We start from the raw sequence: 19,181 nt of genomic DNA, 5'->3' as shown, positions 1-19,181 counted from the left end.
AGATTGGTTAAATTTGCTCAATCATTTTTGAATAAACTTTCTGTCGCAGGTGTTGCATTTTTGGCACTCACTGCGCAGGCAGCCGAAAAATTGTATGTGTATAACTGGACAGAATATGTTCCATCTTCTTTACTAGAACAATTTACCAAAGAAACGGGAATTGAGGTGATCTACTCCACCTTTGAAAGTAACGAAGAAATGTACTCAAAGTTAAAATTAACGAATGGGTCGGGTTATGACATTGTTTTCCCGTCAAGCTATTATGTTGGAAAAATGGCAAAAGATGGAATGTTAGCAGAAATTGATAAAAGCAAATTAAGCAATTTCCACAACGTAAGCAAAGCCTTAATGGGTAAAGAGTTTGACCCTGAAAACAAATACTCACTTCCTTATGTCTATGGCTTAACGGGTATTGGTGTGAATGCGTCAGACATTGACCCAAACATGATTACAAGCTGGGGCGACTTATGGAAACCAGAATTCAAAGGCAAGGTATTGCTGATGAATGACTCTCGTGAAGTGTTTCATATAGCATTATTGTTAGACGGTAAATCACCGAACACCACTAATGCTGATGAAATTAAAACTGCTTACGAGCGTTTAACAAAACTTGTGCCAAATGTACTTGTATTTAACTCGGATTCTCCTGAAATGCCTTATTTACAAGGCGAAGTTGCGATTGGAATGCAATGGACAGGTTCGGCATATAGAGCGAAGAGTGAAAATCCAGACTTAAAATTTATCTTCCCAAAAGAAGGGGCGGTAATTTGGATGGATAATTACGTCATTCCTAAAAATGCAAAAAATAAGGAAGCAGCACATAAATTTATTGATTTCTTGCTGCGTCCTGAAAGTGCAAAAATGGTAATTGAAACGATGGGTTTCTCAATGCCTAACGAAAATGTGAAGGCATTATTACCTGCAGAAACAGTGCAAGATCCACTGATTTTCCCACCGCTTGCAGAAATTGAAAAAGGTGTTTTACAAAGTGATGTCGGCGATGCCGTTGAAACTTATGAAAAATACTGGAATTTACTTAGAACAAAACGTTAATTAGAGGTTAAAAAATGTCTGCTCACAATACAGCAACAGCAAATCCTGGTCCACTTGGTTTATGTGGTTTCGCATTAACAACGTGGCTATTAAGTTTAATCAACAACGGTACTTTCGGTGGCGAAAATGTAGGCTTAGTGCTTGCAATGGGCTTCGCTTTCGGCGGTACTGCACAAATGATTGCAGGTATGTTTGAATATTCAAAAGGTAACACTTTTGGTTTCACTGCATTTATCAGCTATGGTTCATTCTGGTGGTCATTTGCATTATTAAAAGTGTTCTTCGGTGCAACCGTATCACCTGAATTTATCGGTTGGTACTTAGTAGTTTGGGGTACATTTACCTTAATGATGTTCTTCGGCACCTTAACAAAACCGCGTGCATTACAAGCGATTTTCCTTGCTCTTACCATCACATTCTACCTATTAGCAGCAGGTGATTTCACTCACAATGCAACTATTACTCACATTGGTGGTAACTTCGGCTTATTAACTGCGTTATTAGCATTCTATTTAGCAGCTGCTGAAATTCTTAACGAAAGTTTTGGACGCACTGTGTTGCCAATCGGCGCACCGAAATAATTTTGCGGTAAATTAGAGAATCTGTGGTTTAGGGTGTGTTTAGGAGTACGGAACACAGCCTTTTTGATCTCAGTTTTCCTTTCAGAATGGTTATCTATCGGGAAATTTATTTTATTTGTGTATTAAAAAATAAAATACTGTGATCTTATTTTCTATTATTCTAATTGCCCTATTACTTAATGGATAAACAAAAATGATTGGAAGACTTTGTGGTAGGATTATTGAAAAATCTCCTCCATCAATGGTACTTGATGTTCAAGGAGTGGGTTATGAAGTATTGATGCCAATGACTAGTTTCTATAATCTACCTGATCTTAATGAAGATACCATGATTTTCACTCATCTGGTAATCCGAGAAGATGCGCACCTTTTATTTGGATTTGTTCAGAAGCAAGAGCGTATGCTATTTCGTGAACTAATTAAAACAAACGGTGTAGGGCCTAAGTTAGCATTAGCTATTTTGTCAGCAATGTCAGTTTCTGAATTTATGTCTGCTATAGAACAGGAAGAATTAGCAAAACTTATCAAAATACCAGGGATTGGACGTAAAACGGCAGAGCGTTTGTTGGTTGAATTGAAAGGAAAATTTTCAACTTTATTTCATCATGAAATTTCTATTTTACAACCATCAGGAAATCTTTTATCAATGGCGTCTATGAGCCCAGTAAATGAAGCGATTGATGCTTTGATTTCATTAGGATATAAGGCAGCAGATGCTGAAAAAATGGTTAAAAAAGTAAACAGGAAATCTGAATCAACAAGTGAGCAACTTATTCGAGAGGCTTTAAAAAATGCTTTGTAGCTATATTGATTGCCCTGAGATATTAGGTATAGTAGACAAAACAGTTCAGAAAAAATTTGTCTACTATACCTAAAAGTCGACATTTATGATTCAGATGGAACGTTTTCTTAAGTAGCAATGTTCACTTGACCTTCAACACCAATATCTCTTTGCATTTTTTGCAAATATAAGACCGCTTGTGTTGCATAATAGCGTTATGACGGCGGATTGATAAAAAATGCGTTTGGCAACCGCAACGGTAGGGGAATTGTTGTCCCGCAACATTGGTTACATCAAAGCAATGGTACGTTTCGGCAGGCACGCCGAGAACCTCTTTCATCATCATTTTCCACTCTTTGCCGTGTGGCTGTACTTGTCCGAATTGTTGATAAACCAGTAGATGAGCAAGTTCGTGTGGGACAACTTGTTGCACGAAGTTTGAGCTGTTTTCACTCAATAAAATAGGGTTCAAGCGAATTTCATTTTGTTGCAAGTAAGCCACACCAGCCTTTCTCCCTCGTACGGTGTAACTTACCGTTGGGGGCGTAAAGTGTTTGTTAAAATAGCGGTTTGCCTTGTCCAAATCTCGTTTTAACTGGCGTTGGACTTGCATTTTGAGTTCACGAAGATGTTGCACTAGCGAGGGCAATCCATTACGTTCCAGCTCTTGTCGTAACAAATATAAAGTTCGTTGCGACTGGCTCCAAGATAAGCCTCTTTAAGCTGTGGGTTAAATTTTTTTAACCACGCAAATAGTTCTTTGCGTGAGAGTTCTTGTCCTGGTAGGTTGAGGCTACGGAAAAGTTGTTTCTGTTTCTCAAAATAGTCTTCTGCATTATTGAACGCACAGGCTCCGTGTTTTTCCCATTGTCCTTGTAACAAACTTGCCCCTGGAGACTCTGGTAGATATTGTTTAATCAGATTTTCAGGTAGTTGAGCCAAATCGCCTTGGCAGAAACGTGGGTGTTCATCAGCTGATCTTGCAGTTGCCGATTGTGGCCATAAACCGTGAATAACCCAACCAAATTTCGAGGCTTGGTTGCACTGCAATGCAAGATGAGCTGGGACGTTGCCGTTATTTTTGCTTCTCTGTTCTTCGCAAAAACTTGGCGACCACGAAAGTGCTAACATATAGTAATCCACAGAGGCTTGTAGGTTTTGCCCAAACTTATCTTTTGCCATATTGGTATCGTAATTGCCTAACTGGCTTGGGATTTCAACATTGTTGGTGCTTTGTGAAACCGTTGGTGCTGGCGTTGGTTGCTTACGTTCTTGTTCTTTCTTTTCATTGTTAAACCAAGTAATGACGGAAAAAATACCGATCACCACAAGGGAAATGAGCTGAGTAAGCGTATGTTTTTGAGTGGATTGCTGTTTTTTCATTGGTAAATCTAAGCATTAGAAATAAAGGGTTACTATACCACTTGCGTCAGTGGTTGCAAAATTCCCTGAGAAAATCTCCGCTTGTTATTTCTTTTAGTTATATTAAATGCCATTCTTATCCTTAACATTAGGCTAAAAATCCGTATGCTAACCGCATTCAAACTAGCACGAGGAACATAACAATGACAATTTATTCAGACAACTCACAAACGATAGGAAATACCCCGATTGTTCGTTTAAAGAATTTCGGTCACAACGGGAATTTATTGGTTAAAGTAGAAGCTCGTAACCCAAGTTTTAGTGTTAAATGCCGAATTGGTGCAAATATGGTATGGCAGGCAGAAAAAGATGGTATCTTGACGAAAGATAAGGAAATTGTCGATGCCACCAGTGGTAACACTGGCATTGCGCTAGCCTATGTAGCGGCGGCTCGTGGTTATAAATTGACATTAACAATGCCTGAAACAATGAGTATTGAGCGTCGTCGATTGCTGCGTGGCTTAGGGGCAAATTTGGTGCTAACCGAAGGGGCAAAAGGAATGAAGGGGGCGATTGCGAAAGCTGAAGAAATTATTGCGAGTGATCCGAACCGTTATATTATGCTTAAACAGTTTGAAAATCCAGCAAACCCAGCCATTCACCAGCAGACGACAGGTCCTGAAATTTGGGAAGCAACAGAAGGCAATATTGATGCCTTTGTCGCAGGTGTTGGTACGGGCGGTACGATCACGGGAGTAAGCCGTTACATCAAGCAAGATAAAGGTAAACAAATCATCAGCGTAGCGGTTGAGCCAGCCGAGTCGCCAGTGATTACACAAATGTTAAACGGAGAAGAAATCAAACCAGGTCCACACAAAATTCAAGGCATTGGTGCAGGCTTTATTCCGAAAAACTTGGATTTAAGTTTGATCGACCGTGTTGAGCAAGTGGATAGCGAAACCGCCATTGCAACCGCTCGTCGTTTGTTAGCCGAAGAAGGTATTTTGGTCGGGATTTCATCTGGTGCAGCTGTCGCTGCCGCAGATCGTTTAGCAAAATTACCTGAATTTGCGGATAAGACAATTGTGGCCATTTTACCTTCCGCCTCAGAACGTTATTTAAGTACCTTGTTGTTTGAGGGGATTGAAAGTTAATGTACAAAATATCGTGTAGCAATGTATATTCTCATATTGCTATACGATCTAAAAATAGTCACTTTAATTTACCTTGAATGATCTTATTTGCACACCAAGCACCCCAAGAGTGGCAAAATAGCTGATTGCAGCAAGTACAATTAACCACGCAAGCCAATGGACTTTCGCCCAAAAATTCAATGTGTTCCAACCTGTTAAATCCGGAGAAAAATAGGACACTAACGCCCCCATTACACAGGCAGCAATCAGCAGTTTAATGGTAAAAATTGCCGTGGTTGTTGTGACTTTATAAATGCCCTTTTGAGCTAAGCCACGATAAAGTAAGCCAGCATTTACCGCAGCGGAAAGTGCCGAAGCCATTGCTAGTCCAATAAAACCGAAAGGAATAGCCAGTACACCAAAACAGATATTACTTACCGCTGCAATCATACCGATTTTGACTGGTGTTTTGGTGTTTTGGTTAGCATAAAAGCCGTTCGCCAAAATACTAATTAACATATAGCTAATTAAGCCAAAGCACATCACAAACAGAGCTTGCGAAGAAGCGATAACATCATTGAGTTGAAATTTCCCGTGCATAAACATCGTCATCATCAACGGTTGAGCAAGGATCATCATTCCAACCATCGCAGGAATACCAAGCAGTAATACCATACGAACACCCCAGTCCATTGTTTGCTCAAAGTTAAATTTACGTTGTTCTTCCGTCAAATCTTTCTGTTTGGCAATACGAGATAAGCTAGGCAAGATCACCGTAGAGATAGCAATACCGAATAATCCAAGTGGGAACTCAATTAAACGGTCAGCATAGTAGAGCCAACTGATTGAGCCTGTGATTAAAAATGAGGCAATAATCTGATTAATGAGCAAGTTCAGTTGGGTAACAGATACACCGAATAAGACAGGAATCATTAAGTTGCGAACTTTCTTTACCCCTTCATCGTGCCAAGCCCATTTAGGTTTAACCAATAAACCTTCCTTTTTCATAAAAGGGATTTGGAATAGGAATTGTGATAAGCCACCTAAAAATACCCCCCAGGCAAGTGCCGTATCGGGCGAGGCAAAGAAATCTTTTCCCCAAATTGCAACGCAAATAATTGCCACATTTAACAGAACAGGGGAAAACGCCATTACACCAAATTTACCTAACGAATTTAAAATCGCCCCCGATAATGCAACAAAAGTGATAAACCACAAATAAGGAAATGTAATTTTGAGTAACAACGAGGCTTGGGTAAATTTTTCTGCATTCGGACCGTCATTAATCCAATCTAAAAACCAACCCGTACCAAATAATGCGGCAATCACAGGAGATGCAATCATTGCGACTAAGGTAACAACAGTCACTAATCCACCTAAAGTCCCTGATACTTTTGCAATAAATTCACGAGTTTTGTCTGGATCATTATCGGCATTATATTCCGCTAAAACAGGCACAAAGGCTTTAGAAAACGCCCCTTCGGCAAATAAACGGCGAAGAAAGTTAGGAATGCGGTTGGCAAATAAAAATACATCGGCAGCAACGCTTGCCCCCAGTAAGTTAGCAACCACCACATCACGTACTAAACCAAGAATACGAGAAAGTAGGGTCATACCGCTGACAATCATTCCTGATCGTAATAATTTCTTGCTCACAATTTGTTCTCTTTATCTTCTTAAAAAATTGATCGGAATTTTAGCAGTTTGTTATAGGAAAATCAGAAAAAAACTGCTAAAATCCGCCTCTGTCTTTTACTCAAGAACATTTCTTGTGTGAAACGATGTTATTTTCAAGCCCGTGTCTCGTTGAAAATGAATTTAAACTATCGATAGCACTGCATAAAAAATTGTTTTTTATGTTTTTATTTTTACACAGATATTTTTAGGAGTTTGACCTTGGCTAATATCAAGTCAGCACAAAAACGTGCGGTTCAATCAGAAAAACGCCGCCAACATAACGCAAGCCAACGTTCAATGATGCGTACCTTCATCAAAAAAGTATACGCCGCAGTAGCAACTGGTGATAAAGCAGCTTCAGAAGCAGCTTTCGTTGAAATGCAAAAAGTTGTGGATCGTATGGCATCTAAAGGCTTAATCCACGCTAACAAAGCAGCTAACCACAAATCTAAGTTAGCTGCTCAAATCAAAAAATTAGCGTAATTGCTTTTTTAAACAAATTTGCAAATTTTTTGGAAAACCGACCGCTTGGTCGGTTTTTTTGATTTGCATAAAAATGCTTTCCTACAGCTTATCTATTTGAGAATAGTAAGCATCGTATCAAATCTCATAAAATTTAATGTGTAAAAGCTAATTCTAATAAGCATAGAAATAGAATAAGAGAATTTATTTGATACTCAACGTAATAAATATTATTTGTGATAGAATCTATTTCAAATTATCTCTATTTTTCTTACATATGAGCGTTAAAGGATCTAAACCCCTTATTCAAATCCTCCCTCCCCAACTCGCCAACCAAATTGCCGCTGGCGAAGTGGTGGAACGTCCTGCGTCGGTGGTTAAAGAGCTGGTGGAAAACAGCTTGGACGCAGGGGCAACGCAAATTCAGATCGATATTGAGAAAGGCGGATCGCAGTTGATCCGTATTCGAGATAACGGCTGTGGGATCGGCAAGCAAGATCTCGCTTTAGCTTTGGCTCGTCACGCCACCAGCAAAATTGCTACCCTTGAAGATCTGGAGAGTATTTTAAGTCTGGGCTTTCGTGGTGAAGCCTTAGCCAGTATCAGCTCGGTGTCCCGTTTAACGCTCACTTCTCGCCCTGAATATCAGGCAGAAGCGTGGCAAGCCTATGCACAAGGGCGTGAAATGGAGGTTGAAATCAAGCCTACTTCTCACCCTGTCGGCACGACTATTGAAGTGGCTAACTTGTTCTTCAATACCCCTGCTCGCCGTAAATTTTTACGTACCGATAAAACCGAATTTGCCCATATTGATGAAGTGGTTCGCCGTATTGCATTAGCAAAACCGAATGTGACTTTTACGCTGACCCATAATGAGAAAAAAGTGCGTTACTACAAAGCGGTGGCGACACAACAGCTTGAACAGCAAAAAAAACGGGTTGCAACGATTTGCGGTGATGAGTTTATTCAGCAGTCGGTACACATTGATTGGCAACACGACGATCTACATATTTACGGCTGGGTCGGCTCACCAAGTTTAGCGAGAGTGCAAAACGATCTCTGTTACAGCTACGTCAATGGGCGAATGATGCGAGATAAAACGATCAACCACGCTATTCGCCAAGCCTATGGGGAACGGTTGCCGAAGGATCATTACCCTGCTTTTGTGCTATTTTTAGATCTTGACCCAAGCCACGTTGATGTTAATGTTCACCCTGCAAAACACGAGGTGCGTTTTCATCAAAGTCGTTTAGTCCACGATTTTATCTACCAAGGTGTTTTGAATGCTCTTGAAGATCAACATCATTTACCGCTGACAACGAATGTCAGTGAAGCATTGCCGAATTATATTGCCGACACCAACCGTGTGGCTTCGGGGCAGAATATTTTCGCTCACAGTTATCGTGAACCACGCTTGACTTCATCAACTCACGCAGAACGCCCAAATTACAGCAATACTCGCTCATCAGGGGTAAGCAAAAGCGAACAGAAGTGGTATGGCGAATTGCTTTCTACGTCACCTATGCAAGACTATAAGCGGTCAGAACCTGTTCAAGATTTGTCAAAAATAGCCAAGATCACACCGCTTGTTGAACCGATAGCCGAGCCGGCCACGCCCTATGCTCAAGCCTTAGCGGTAGTGAAACAGAAAGCATTGTTGATGAAACAGGGCGAAACCTTTTATCTGCTTTCCCTTGAAAAATTGGCTCAATTAAAACTACAAGCTGAGTTAGCCAAAAGGGAAAATCAAGCTCTGTTGATACCGCTAAGTTTAACCCTTGATGAACAGCAAACAGCGTCTTGGCAACAATCGCAAACCGCTTTGGCAGACTTGGGTTTTGATATTCAAACAAAACAGTGGCAAGGGCAAACTCGCCTTACCATTCAAAAAGTCCCAACTTGTTTACGCGAACAAAATCTGCAACAACTGCTGTTTAGTCTATTCAATCAACAAGCGGTCGATTGTGCCGAATTTTTTGCAAAAAATGCGACTTATCCAACCGCTAGCAGTTTGAGTGAAGCGGTGGCGTTGTTGGCGGAGGTTGAAGTGCTGCCGAGGGGGAAAGCGATGTTAGAGGCGTTGAGAGTTGAAGTGGATTTTGAAGAAATACTAATAAATCTTTAGAGAAAAAATCTCTATCTATTCCATCTATACCCATAAGGTATATTGAATGATTTTCGAGCTTGGGTGTATAAGTTACCATGAAAAGTTTTCATAATGTTTGTGAAAATTATGAACTTGCATAATGTTGTTGTTTTGTAGATTATACAACTAGCCATTTAGACGGCTAAACGTCTAAATAAAAGAAATATCAAATCTATCAAAGGAGAACATATTATGACAACATTCCACATCTTAGGCTTTCCACGCGTTGGGGCGAAACGTGAATTAAAATTTGCACAGGAACGTTACTGGCGTGGTGAAATCGCAGAACAAGATTTATTAGATTTAGCCAAAGCCTTGCGTGAGAAAAACTGGCAGCACCAAGCGGCGGCAAACGCCGATTTCGTAGCGGTGGGCGATTTTACCTTTTACGATCATATTTTAGATCTACAAGTAGCAACGGGAGCAATTCCTGCGCGTTTTGGTTTTGACAGCCAAAATTTAACCCTTTCGCAATATTTCCAACTGGCGCGTGGTAACAAAGATCAATTTGCCATTGAGATGACCAAATGGTTTGATACCAACTACCACTATCTTGTGCCTGAGTTCCATAAAAACACCGAATTTAAAGCCAACCCTGCTCACTACGTTAATCAAATCCGTGAAGCGAAAGCTTTAGGTTTGAAGGTTAAACCTGTGATTGTCGGGCCTTTAACTTTCCTTTGGTTAGGCAAAGAGAAGGGCGAAGCCTTCAATCGCTTTGAGTTATTAAACAAACTTGTGCCTGTTTACCGTGAAATTTTAACCGCACTTGCGGCGGAAGGTGTGGAATGGATCCAAATTGACGAGCCGGCTTTAGCCTTAGATTTACCTGCGGAATGGTTGGCGGCTTATCAGGCGGTCTATGAGGAATTAAGCCAAGTGGATGCGAAATTGTTATTAGCCACCTATTTTGGCTCAGTGGCAGAACACGCAGAATTGCTCAAAGGCTTAGCGGTGGACGGTTTGCATTTGGATTTAGTTCGCGCACCTGAACAACTTGCGACATTTGACGATTACCGCAAAGTGCTTTCGGCTGGCGTGATTGATGGGCGTAACATTTGGCGTGCGAACTTAAATCAAGTATTAGATCTGCTTGAGCCATTAAAAGCCAAACTTGGCGAACGTTTGTGGATTGCCCCAAGCTGTTCTTTGTTACATACGCCTTTTGATTTAGCGGTGGAAACGCAATTACAAGCAAATAAACCTGAACTTTATCAATGGCTTGCTTTTACGCTACAAAAAGTTGAAGAATTGTCGGTAATTAAGACCGCACTTGAACAAGGTCGAACAGCGGTGCAAGCACAATTAGTGGCAAGCCAAGCGGCAGCGGATGCGCGTGCAACATCAAAAGAGATCCACCGTGCAGAAGTGGCGGCACGTTTAGCTAACTTACCTGAAGGGGCAGATCGCCGTAAATCGCCATTTGCAACGCGTATTGCGAAGCAAAATGCGTGGCTAAACTTACCGCTTTTGCCAACGACAAATATCGGTTCGTTCCCACAAACCAGCGAAATCCGCCACGCTCGTGCGAGTTTCAAAAAAGGCGAGTTAAGCCTTGCGGATTATGAAGCGGCGATGAAAAAAGAAATTGAATATGTGGTTCGCCGCCAAGAAGAGTTAGATTTAGATGTGCTGGTTCACGGCGAAGCGGAACGTAACGATATGGTGGAATATTTCGGCGAATTGCTTGACGGCTTTGCCTTTACCAAATTCGGTTGGGTGCAAAGTTACGGCTCACGCTGCGTCAAACCGCCTGTGATTTATGGCGATGTGGCTCGCCCTGAACCGATGACGGTGCGTTGGTCGCAATATGCCCAAAGCCTCACCAACAAAGTGATGAAAGGAATGCTAACAGGGCCTGTGACGATTTTACAATGGTCATTCGTGCGTAACGATATTCCACGTTCAACGGTGTGCAAACAAATCGGCGTAGCCTTATCGGACGAAGTGTTGGATTTAGAAGCGGCAGGGATCAAAGTGATCCAAATTGATGAGCCTGCAATCCGTGAAGGCTTGCCACTCAAGCGGTCAGATTGGGACGCTTATTTGCAATGGGCGGGCGAAGCCTTCCGTTTAAGCTATATGGGCGTACAAGATGACACCCAAATCCACACTCATATGTGTTATTCCGAATTTAACGACATTTTGCCAGCGATTGCCGGCTTAGATGCGGACGTGATTACCATTGAAACCTCACGTTCCGATATGGAACTACTTACCGCCTTTGCCGACTTCAAATACCCGAACGACATCGGCCCGGGCGTGTACGACATTCACAGCCCACGCGTTCCAAAAGCGGAAGAGATCGAACATTTGTTGCGTAAAGCCTTGAAAGTTGTACCAAAAGAACGCTTATGGGTAAACCCGGACTGTGGCTTAAAAACCCGAGGCTGGAAAGAAACCATTGAGCAGTTGCAAGTGATGGTGGACGTGACGAAGAAATTGAGGGCGGAGTTGGATTAATTTTAAGATTTACTCTAGGGCGTTATATTTAACGCCCTTTTCCTTGTTATCAAATCCATAAAAAAATTAAGCTTTAATTGATTTTATTCTCCTTTTTATTTATTATTCCATAAAAAAAATATGGTTAATTTATCTAAAGGAGACAAAATGAAAAAAAATGCGATAACGCTTTCAATAATTTCTATTTTTTCTGTATGTGTATATGCAGAAGAAGTGGCAGAACTTGAGGAAATTCAGGTAGAAGCCAAAGTGGCGGAGAGTAACTTGCTAGGAGATCGCCCGAATGTAAGTGATAAGCTGATCGATGGAAAAGTATTCAAACAGAAATCAACAACACTAGGGGACGCTTTATCTAGTGAGTTAGGAATTCATTCTAACCAGTATGGTGGCGGAGCTTCAGCGCCGATTATTCGTGGGCAAGAAGGTAAGCGTATCAAGATATTACAAAATAATAGTGATGTGGTGGATATGTCCACTATGTCGCCGGATCATGCGGTAACGGTGGATACAACATTATCCAAACAAGTTGAAATCGTTAGGGGACCTTCTACCTTGCTATACAGTTCAGGCAATGCTGCAGGGGTAATCAACGTACTTGATAATAAAATTCCGAATTTCATGCCACAGAATGGACTTAAGAGCGAGATAGGTTTCCGTTTTAATACCAATAACAATGAAAAATTGACCACCGCAGGTGTTACCTTTGCCATTCATCCGAATATAGCCGTTCATCTTGAAGGTTTATCAAAACAAGCAGGGAACTACAAAACGCCACATTATCGTTATGGCACTTATGCAGATAAAAAAGCCTTTAATCGTAGAGAGATGAGCTATCAAAATCTTTCACATGTCCCTGAAAGTTGGGCAAAATCACAAGTCGGCACGGCTGGCATCTCTTGGGTTCATGAAAAAGGCTATCTAGGGCTTGCCTATACCGAGCGCCAAGATAAATATGGATTACCCGCTCATAATCATATTTATGAAGGCTGTGCGGTAAGGATTATTAATGAAAGTGTTAAACAGCAATATCCCTATTTATTCCCTTACCCTGAACTTGCCGATGATCGACATCTCTTTTGGGCTAATCCAGGCGTAAATATGGCGGATTGTCATGCCCATGGTTTGTCAGCTACGCCTTATGTCGATTTGAAAAGTCAGCGTTACGATTTTAGAGGCGAGATTATCGAACCCTTTAAGTATGTAGATAAATTGAGATTTAACGCAAGCCATGTAAATTATCAGCACGGAGAAATAGAGGGAGAAAAAGCAGCAAATCTCTTTAAAAATAAAGGGCTCACCACTCGTCTGGAATTTGTACATAGCCCAATCGGGAATTTAACGGGGATATGGGGCATTCAATACCTTGAACAAAAAAATAGTGCATTATCTCCAGAAGATTCTGCAACACATAAGCACAAACATCGTGGCGTACAGCAGTTATTGAACAATAACAAAATGCAGAACTGGAGTTTATTCGGTTTAGAAAGTTATCAATGGAATGATATTACCTTTGAGGCTTCTGCACGTTTAGAAAAACAAAAAGTCACCAAAGATTACGATCATGAAAAAGTACGTAATGAGTTTCTCTCTCTTGGATATATTGATAGTAAAAGACCGGAAACAGCTCATGCCATGGATAATTACTATACTTTAACCCAAGCACATAAAGAAACAGCACATTCTTTTGCGCTAGGTGCGCATTGGGCATTTAAAGAAAATCATAAGCTCTCTCTGACCGCTTCGCACCAAGAAAGGCTTCCTAACGCACAAGAGCTATATGCGCATGGCATGCATTTGGCAACAAACTCATTTGAAATGGGTAATAAAGGGCTAAGCAAAGAAAAATCTAATAACCTTGATTTAGGATTAAGCTATGAAGGCGATAAATTTAGCTATTATCTGAGTGGGTTCTTATACAACTTTGATAACTATACCTATCTCTATACACTCAACTCAGGGAGAGGACCTGCTTCAATGAAGCAAGATAGCGATTTACGCATTAATCGCTATATGCAAGCTCCTGCTCGCTTCTATGGTGTGGAAGTTAATTTTGGTTATCAAGTTACACCAAAACATCATATCAGCCTATTCGGTGATTATGTAAAAGGTTACTTAAAAGCCCACGATATTCGTACCAGCGATAAAGTAAGTTATGTAGATAATCCAGAGTTTACCAAAGCAGTAGAAAAACTGATGCAGGAAAATCCGAAAATGAAACCATGGCGAGCAGCTTCTAAAGTTAGAAACGAAATGGGAATTGAGCGTCAAATTCGTGTACAAGAACCAGTGTATGAAGAGCAAGCGAAAATGTACACCCCACGTCTTCCCCCAATTCGGGTTGGGGCTCGCATTAAAAGTGATTTTACTGAAAATCTCAAAGGTGAATTAGAGTATTATCATGTCTTCACGCAACATCGCATTTCAAAATTTGAAAATGTCACGCAAGGGCATAATATGCTGAATCTTGGGCTTACTTATCAAAACAAATTAGCGAAAGGGGAGTACGAGCTATTTCTCAAAGCGAATAACTTACTGAATGAAGAAGTGTATGCCCATGAAACCTTCTTACCTTATATTCCACAAATGGGACGAAATATAAGTTTAGGTGTTAACTACAAGTTCTAAACAAATTTGGATATAAACAAGCGGTAAGATTTAGATCATTTTTTGCAAAAAATTGAATGAATCTTACCGCTTGAGGCTCGAAAGAGTAAGGCTTGCATTACGGCAATATTAAGCATCTACTTCTAAATAATGATTGCACAACTTCCTGATGACTAATCGCAATACAAATACTATTATTCAATTCTTTCTGTAACTGTTTCATTAAATAGCAAGCAGATTCATCGTCCAGCTGATTTGTTGCCTCATCTAAAAAAAGTATATCGGGGCGATGTAATAAGGCTCTAGCAATACTGATGCGTTGTTGTTCGCCACCTGAAAGCCGTTTTTGCCACTCTTGTACCTCATTAAGCGAATCCGCTAAATGTGATAAGCCAACTTGTTTTAAAAGACATTGCAATCTGACATCATCATTAAGCGGTTCATCGGGGTAGCTTAGCACGGCTCGTAAGCTGTCTTCCGCTAAATAAGGCTTTTGCGGTAAAAATAAGAAAGAACGAGCTTGAAGACGAATATCGCCTTGATAATGCTGCCATAAACCCGCTAAGGTTCTGAGCAGCGTAGATTTACCAATACCGCTTTTTCCTTCTAGTAAAACCCAATCGCAAGCGGTCAGTTTGAGTGAAAAATTTGCAAACAGTGGTTTGCCTTGCGGTGTTTGAACGGTAAGATTATCTACTTCAAGGCTACAATCAGAAGATGAAATAATGTGCGATGTACTTTGTAGCTCTAATTTGGTTAAGCGTTCCTGAAAATCGGCTAAACGTTTAATTACTGCCGACCATTCAATCAAACGTTTATAGTAATCCATAAACCAACCGAAACCGTCTTGCACATTGGAAAATGCACTACGAGCCTGCATCATATCGCCAAATGTCATTGTTCGGGCGAGATACATCGGCAAGGTTGCTAAAATTGGAATAAACAGGCTTAAACGTAGGTAAGTGGCGGAGAAGGTTTCCACTTTCATTTCTCGTTTAATTAAGTCAAACCAATTCTGTTTGATCCCTTGAAAACGAGCAGATAATCGTGAAATTTCCTGTTTTTCACCGTGATAAAAGGCGATTTGCTCCGAATTGTCGCGAATACGCAATAAAGTTGCTCGATAGTCCGCTTCTTTATGCTGACGCTCAACATTTAAACCTTGTAATTTATGTCCGATAAAATGCATAAAAAGCGTACAAATCAGAGAGTAAAGCAATGCAATCCAAACTAAATAGCCGTGAATAGTCCAATCCACTCCCGCAAAAGAAAACTGTTGCATGCAAGACATTTGCCATAAAATCGTGATAAAAGCCCCTAATTTTGCTACATTCATCACAAAATATTTGAATAAGTCGATACTTTGTTCAGCGAATAAAAAACAGTCTTCCGCAATCCGTTGATCGGGGTTATCAATATCGTTTGAAAAAGTCAAATGATAGTGGTTGTGCTGGCTTAGCCATTGTTGCTGAAATTGCTTGGTCAAATGTTCTCGCCAACGGAAAATCAGGATTTTTCGTATCCAGTTGCCGAATACAATAAAAGCTACAATCAACGTAATATAACTCAAATAATTTAGCACTAGTTGGGGAATCACTTTGCCGTTGAAATCGGCCAGGGCATCGTAGAAAAGCTTATTCCATTCAGTAATCCATACGCTTACCCTAATAATCAAAAGGGCAAATCCAAGCATTGCTACAAGTAATAGCCACTCAAACCATTGCTGGCGGCGAAACCAAAATGGCGTAGCAAGTTGTTTGAAATGTCGAAGTGTTTTCATCGTTTTGCAAAAAAGAGAAAAGAACAGACCGCTTGTAAGCGGTCTGTTCCGAGTGAAAATTTACTAATTAAAATTTCCAATCTAAGTTAAATACAACGGTACGTTCCTGACCGTAGAAATTATTGATACCTAAGGTTCTGACACGATTGTTTTCATAGTATTTGCGGTTAGTTAAATTCTTTCCGACAATCCCTAAGGCAATATGTTTGCTGACTTGATAACGGATATTGGCATCCCAAATCGCATAACCGCCTTGTTTGACCGAGTATAAACTATCCGTTTCGCTTTGCATCATTACCCCTGCACCAACCGACCATTTTTTGCTGTCGAATGGTAAATTATAGTCCGTATAAAGGCGGAACATATGTTTTGGTGTATGTTTACTATAATTTGTTCCGGCTAAATAGCGAGAACTTTCCGTTTCTAAGTATTTGCTTTGATTAAATGTATAACCTGCAAACAGTTGCCAATCGTCTGTGATCTTCCCTGAGATTTCGACATCAACACCACGACTGCGTACTTCGCCTAATGTGCCGTAATATCCCCCATTTTTATGGGTGGCATCATCAATATAGACAGGGCGGTTTTTTTGGTTAATTTGGAACAACGCCACAGTTGCATTAAGCTGTCCGTTATACCATTCGCCTTTCCAGCCGATTTCTTGATTGTTGCCTAATACCGGTTTTAACACATTGCCATCACGATCTATTGAGCTATTTGGTTTGAAAATACTGGTATAACTTAAATATAAGCTATTGTTTTCATTAAGATCGTAAGTTAAACCAAAGTAAGGTACAAAACGGCTGCGTTTTAAGTGTGAATGTTCATCCGCATCGGTATCAACTCTATTATTCCACCAATCTCTATTATTTACCGTTTTAAAAATAAATTTTATTTCGAGTTTTATCATTCCCCCGTTTACCCCAACGACATCGGCCTGGGCGTGTACGACATTCACAGCCCACGCGTACCAAAAGCAGAAGAGATCGAACACTTGTTGCGTAAAGCCTTGAAAGTGGTACCAAAAGAACGCTTATGGGTAAACCCAGACTGCGGCTTAAAAACCCGAGACTGGAAAGAAACCATTGAGCAGTTGCAAGTGATGGTGGAAGTGACCAAGAAATTGAGGGCGGAGTTGGTGTAGTTAATATTTATCTTAAACTATGGAAATAGTATAGATATCTTTGTCAACAATCTGAAATTAGCCCTATTACTTGGGCTAATTTCGGATGTATTCCTTGTAATGTACATTGCATCTGAATATATCTTCCAAAATAACAATAAATTTGTCCTATTCTTTACCATAAAATTTTCTGTATTTTATTTACTGTGTATAAAAACAGTGATACTATATGCTCATACAGTGTTTCGTATGGGTATTTTCTTATGCTAACTCAATTAACCATCAATAATTTTGCGATTGTTCGTCACCTAACCCTTGAATTAAATGAAGGAATGTCCGTCATTACAGGGGAAACAGGGGCTGGTAAGTCTATCGGGATTGATGCGCTTGGCTTATGCTTAGGCTATCGTTCTGAAAGCTCAATGATCCGTAATGGCGCAGATAAAGCGGATATTTCGGCGACATTTTCTATGCAACCTACTAGCCCTGCCTATTTATGGTTAAAGGAACACGAGCTACTTGATGAAGATAATCCACAAGAGTGCATTTTACGCCGTATGATTAATCAAGAAGGGCGTTCCAAAGCCTTTGTCAATAATCACCCAATCCCTGTTTCGCAACTGCGAGAGCTTGGGCAATATCTTATCCATTTGAATGGTCAGCACGCCCCACAGCTCTTGCTGAAAAGTGAGTATCAGCTTGAAGTGGTGGATAATTATGCCAATTTACACCCATTATTAGCGGAAATGGCAACGCAATATCATAGTTGGCGAAAATTGCATAAACAGGTGAAAAATTTCCATCAACAATGTCAAGAGAATGAAGCTCGCAAACAGCTTTTGCAATATCAAGTGGAAGAACTTGATGAATTTGCGATTAAAGAAGGGGAATTTGAGCAACTAGAAGAAGATCACGCTCGCCTTGCTAATTCCGAGCAATTAACGGAACTGTCACAATCTGTATTGAATTTGTTAAGTGATGATAATGCCAATGTAGATACAATGCTCTATCGTGCTATTCGGGATTTGGAAGAGCTAGTCGAAGTCGATAGCCAATATCAATCGGCATTAGAAATGCTCAATGAAGCCTTAATTCAAGTACAGGAAGCCAGCTCTGAAATCAATCATCTTGCCAATAAAATCGAGCAAGATCCTGAGCTATTAAATGAATTAGATCAACGCATTAGCCAAACAATGCAACTGGCTCGCAAACATCACATTACCCCTGATAAACTATGGCAAAAACATTTAGGCTTAAAACAAGAGCTACAAACCTTATTAGATTTTGCAGAGAATGAAGAACAGTTAATTGCCGATGAACAACAAGCCTATCAACAATGTGTTGAATTAGCAGAAAAAATTTATCACAAGCGGGTAGATGCAGGGCAAAAACTGTCAGCCCAAGTGACCAAACAGATTAAACAATTAGCAATGGAAAACGGCGAATTTTTCATTGATATTCAGCATAATCTCGACAAATTATCCGCAAATGGGGCGGATTTCGTTGAATTTAATCTTCGCAGTAACTTAGGGCAAAATGCACAACCATTAGCTAAAATTGCATCTGGTGGCGAGTTATCACGGATTTCCCTTGCGGTGCAAGTTTTAACGGCGAATAAACTTTCAACGCCGACGATTATTTTCGATGAAGTCGATGTTGGGATCAGCGGACCAACTGCAACGGTAGTTGGCAGATTATTACGCCAGCTAGGCAAAAAATGCCAAGTGTTGTGTGTAACCCATTTACCGCAAGTGGCAAGTCACGGTAATCATCATTTTAATGTGCAAAAACAAGTTGAGAATAATCAAACAGAAACCAAAATGAGTTTGCTAACACCAAAAGAACGAGTAAAAGCCTTAGCCCGACTGTTAGGGGGAGAAAAAATTACCGATGCTGTGTTAGCGAATGCTCAGGAAATGTTAGATTTGGCAGAACAGGGTTAATTCAGTGGAATAGAAAAATGCCTTTGTTAAAGAAAACAAAGGAGCCTATCCCAAATTCTGTGTAAACACCCAT

The 19,181-nt window shown here is 40.4% G+C and carries 14 protein-coding genes and 1 pseudogene; 10 read left to right on the top strand and 5 right to left on the bottom strand.

What is annotated here, in order from left to right:
- Positions 1-3: 3 nt before the first annotated feature.
- The 3 genes from B0183_RS07455 to ruvA all read left to right on the top strand — a co-directional run bounded on the left by B0183_RS07455 (position 4) and on the right by ruvA (position 2,436).
- Complete coding sequence (locus B0183_RS07455) at positions 4-1,053, top strand: extracellular solute-binding protein (RefSeq protein WP_026916986.1); 1,050 nt, start codon at positions 4-6, stop codon at positions 1,051-1,053.
- 14 nt (positions 1,054-1,067) lie between these two features.
- Positions 1,068-1,634, top strand: a complete 567-nt coding sequence (locus tag B0183_RS07450; RefSeq protein ID WP_021111209.1) for an acetate uptake transporter — start codon at positions 1,068-1,070, stop codon at positions 1,632-1,634.
- A gap of 193 nt (positions 1,635-1,827) precedes the next feature.
- A complete protein-coding gene (gene ruvA / locus B0183_RS07445; RefSeq protein WP_021109984.1) occupies positions 1,828-2,436 on the top strand; it encodes a Holliday junction branch migration protein RuvA in 609 nt (202 codons plus the stop codon).
- A 121-nt stretch (positions 2,437-2,557) separates the two neighbouring features.
- On the opposite strand, the gene B0183_RS07440 is transcribed toward ruvA, so the two are convergent.
- The gene (locus tag B0183_RS07440) at positions 2,558-3,052 is read right to left on the bottom strand and encodes a SprT family zinc-dependent metalloprotease (protein ID WP_075604867.1); all 495 of its coding nucleotides are present in this window, start codon (positions 3,050-3,052) and stop codon (positions 2,558-2,560) included.
- Positions 3,052-3,798, bottom strand: coding sequence for a ribonuclease T2 family protein (locus B0183_RS07435; protein WP_021118330.1), 747 nt, complete (start codon positions 3,796-3,798; stop codon positions 3,052-3,054). Before B0183_RS07435 ends, B0183_RS07440 begins: the two co-directional genes overlap by 1 nt.
- A gap of 182 nt (positions 3,799-3,980) precedes the next feature.
- Here B0183_RS07435 and cysK point away from each other — a divergent pair, with 182 nt between their 5' ends.
- Positions 3,981-4,931, top strand: a complete 951-nt coding sequence (gene cysK, locus B0183_RS07430) for a cysteine synthase A (protein WP_078208585.1) — start codon at positions 3,981-3,983, stop codon at positions 4,929-4,931.
- 63 nt (positions 4,932-4,994) lie between these two features.
- Here cysK and murJ read toward each other — a convergent pair whose 3' ends face one another.
- Positions 4,995-6,566, bottom strand: a complete 1,572-nt coding sequence (gene murJ / locus B0183_RS07425; RefSeq protein ID WP_078208584.1) for a murein biosynthesis integral membrane protein MurJ — start codon at positions 6,564-6,566, stop codon at positions 4,995-4,997.
- Positions 6,567-6,806: 240 nt separating this feature from the next.
- Here murJ and rpsT point away from each other — a divergent pair, with 240 nt between their 5' ends.
- The 4 genes from rpsT to B0183_RS07405 all read left to right on the top strand — a co-directional run bounded on the left by rpsT (position 6,807) and on the right by B0183_RS07405 (position 14,283).
- Complete coding sequence (gene rpsT, locus B0183_RS07420) at positions 6,807-7,070, top strand: 30S ribosomal protein S20 (protein ID WP_005713402.1); 264 nt, start codon at positions 6,807-6,809, stop codon at positions 7,068-7,070.
- Between the two features lie 256 nt (positions 7,071-7,326).
- Positions 7,327-9,174 carry a DNA mismatch repair endonuclease MutL gene (gene mutL / locus B0183_RS07415; RefSeq protein WP_021118332.1) on the top strand — a complete coding sequence of 616 codons (1,848 nt, stop codon included), beginning with the start codon at positions 7,327-7,329 and terminating at the stop codon, positions 9,172-9,174.
- 213 nt (positions 9,175-9,387) lie between these two features.
- Positions 9,388-11,658, top strand: coding sequence for a 5-methyltetrahydropteroyltriglutamate--homocysteine S-methyltransferase (gene metE / locus B0183_RS07410; RefSeq protein ID WP_078208583.1), 2,271 nt, complete (start codon positions 9,388-9,390; stop codon positions 11,656-11,658).
- A gap of 147 nt (positions 11,659-11,805) precedes the next feature.
- Positions 11,806-14,283 carry a TonB-dependent receptor gene (locus B0183_RS07405; RefSeq protein ID WP_021112831.1) on the top strand — a complete coding sequence of 826 codons (2,478 nt, stop codon included), beginning with the start codon at positions 11,806-11,808 and terminating at the stop codon, positions 14,281-14,283.
- 97 nt (positions 14,284-14,380) lie between these two features.
- On the opposite strand, the gene B0183_RS07400 is transcribed toward B0183_RS07405, so the two are convergent.
- Positions 14,381-16,042: an ABC transporter ATP-binding protein/permease gene (locus B0183_RS07400; protein ID WP_062924033.1), complete on the bottom strand. Its 1,662-nt coding sequence runs from the start codon at positions 16,040-16,042 to the stop codon at positions 14,381-14,383.
- A 67-nt stretch (positions 16,043-16,109) separates the two neighbouring features.
- On the bottom strand, positions 16,110-16,952 hold the full coding sequence (locus tag B0183_RS07395; RefSeq protein ID WP_021114212.1) for a TonB-dependent siderophore receptor: 843 nt from the start codon (positions 16,950-16,952) through the stop codon (positions 16,110-16,112).
- Between the two features lie 9 nt (positions 16,953-16,961).
- Here B0183_RS07395 and B0183_RS12935 point away from each other — a divergent pair.
- Both B0183_RS12935 and recN read left to right on the top strand, forming a co-directional pair.
- Positions 16,962-17,186: pseudogene (locus B0183_RS12935) on the top strand (hypothetical protein); the annotation flags it as partial.
- 242 nt (positions 17,187-17,428) lie between these two features.
- A complete protein-coding gene (gene recN, locus B0183_RS07385) occupies positions 17,429-19,108 on the top strand; it encodes a DNA repair protein RecN (protein ID WP_005713398.1) in 1,680 nt (559 codons plus the stop codon).
- Positions 19,109-19,181: the final 73 nt, after the last annotated feature.

The organism is Glaesserella parasuis, from assembly GCF_002015085.1.
Classification (GTDB): domain Bacteria; phylum Pseudomonadota; class Gammaproteobacteria; order Enterobacterales; family Pasteurellaceae; genus Glaesserella; species Glaesserella parasuis.
Note: the sequence above shows the minus strand (reverse complement) of the source record. Positions and strands in the feature narration are given on the sequence as shown.

Bases quoted from the DNA above. Each gene is read 5' to 3' on its own strand.
- B0183_RS07450 (WP_021111209.1), top strand. From the start codon at position 1,068: ATGTCTGCTCACAATACAGCAACAGCAAATCCTGGTCCACTTGGTTTA.
- ruvA (WP_021109984.1), top strand. From the start codon at position 1,828: ATGATTGGAAGACTTTGTGGTAGGATTATTGAAAAATCTCCTCCATCA.
- B0183_RS07435 (WP_021118330.1), bottom strand. From the start codon at position 3,798: ATGAAAAAACAGCAATCCACTCAAAAACATACGCTTACTCAGCTCATT.
- cysK (WP_078208585.1), top strand. From the start codon at position 3,981: ATGACAATTTATTCAGACAACTCACAAACGATAGGAAATACCCCGATT.
- mutL (WP_021118332.1), top strand. From the start codon at position 7,327: ATGAGCGTTAAAGGATCTAAACCCCTTATTCAAATCCTCCCTCCCCAA.
- metE (WP_078208583.1), top strand. From the start codon at position 9,388: ATGACAACATTCCACATCTTAGGCTTTCCACGCGTTGGGGCGAAACGT.
- B0183_RS07405 (WP_021112831.1), top strand. From the start codon at position 11,806: ATGAAAAAAAATGCGATAACGCTTTCAATAATTTCTATTTTTTCTGTA.
- B0183_RS07400 (WP_062924033.1), bottom strand. From the start codon at position 16,042: ATGAAAACACTTCGACATTTCAAACAACTTGCTACGCCATTTTGGTTT.
- B0183_RS07395 (WP_021114212.1), bottom strand. From the start codon at position 16,952: ATGATAAAACTCGAAATAAAATTTATTTTTAAAACGGTAAATAATAGA.
- recN (WP_005713398.1), top strand. From the start codon at position 17,429: ATGCTAACTCAATTAACCATCAATAATTTTGCGATTGTTCGTCACCTA.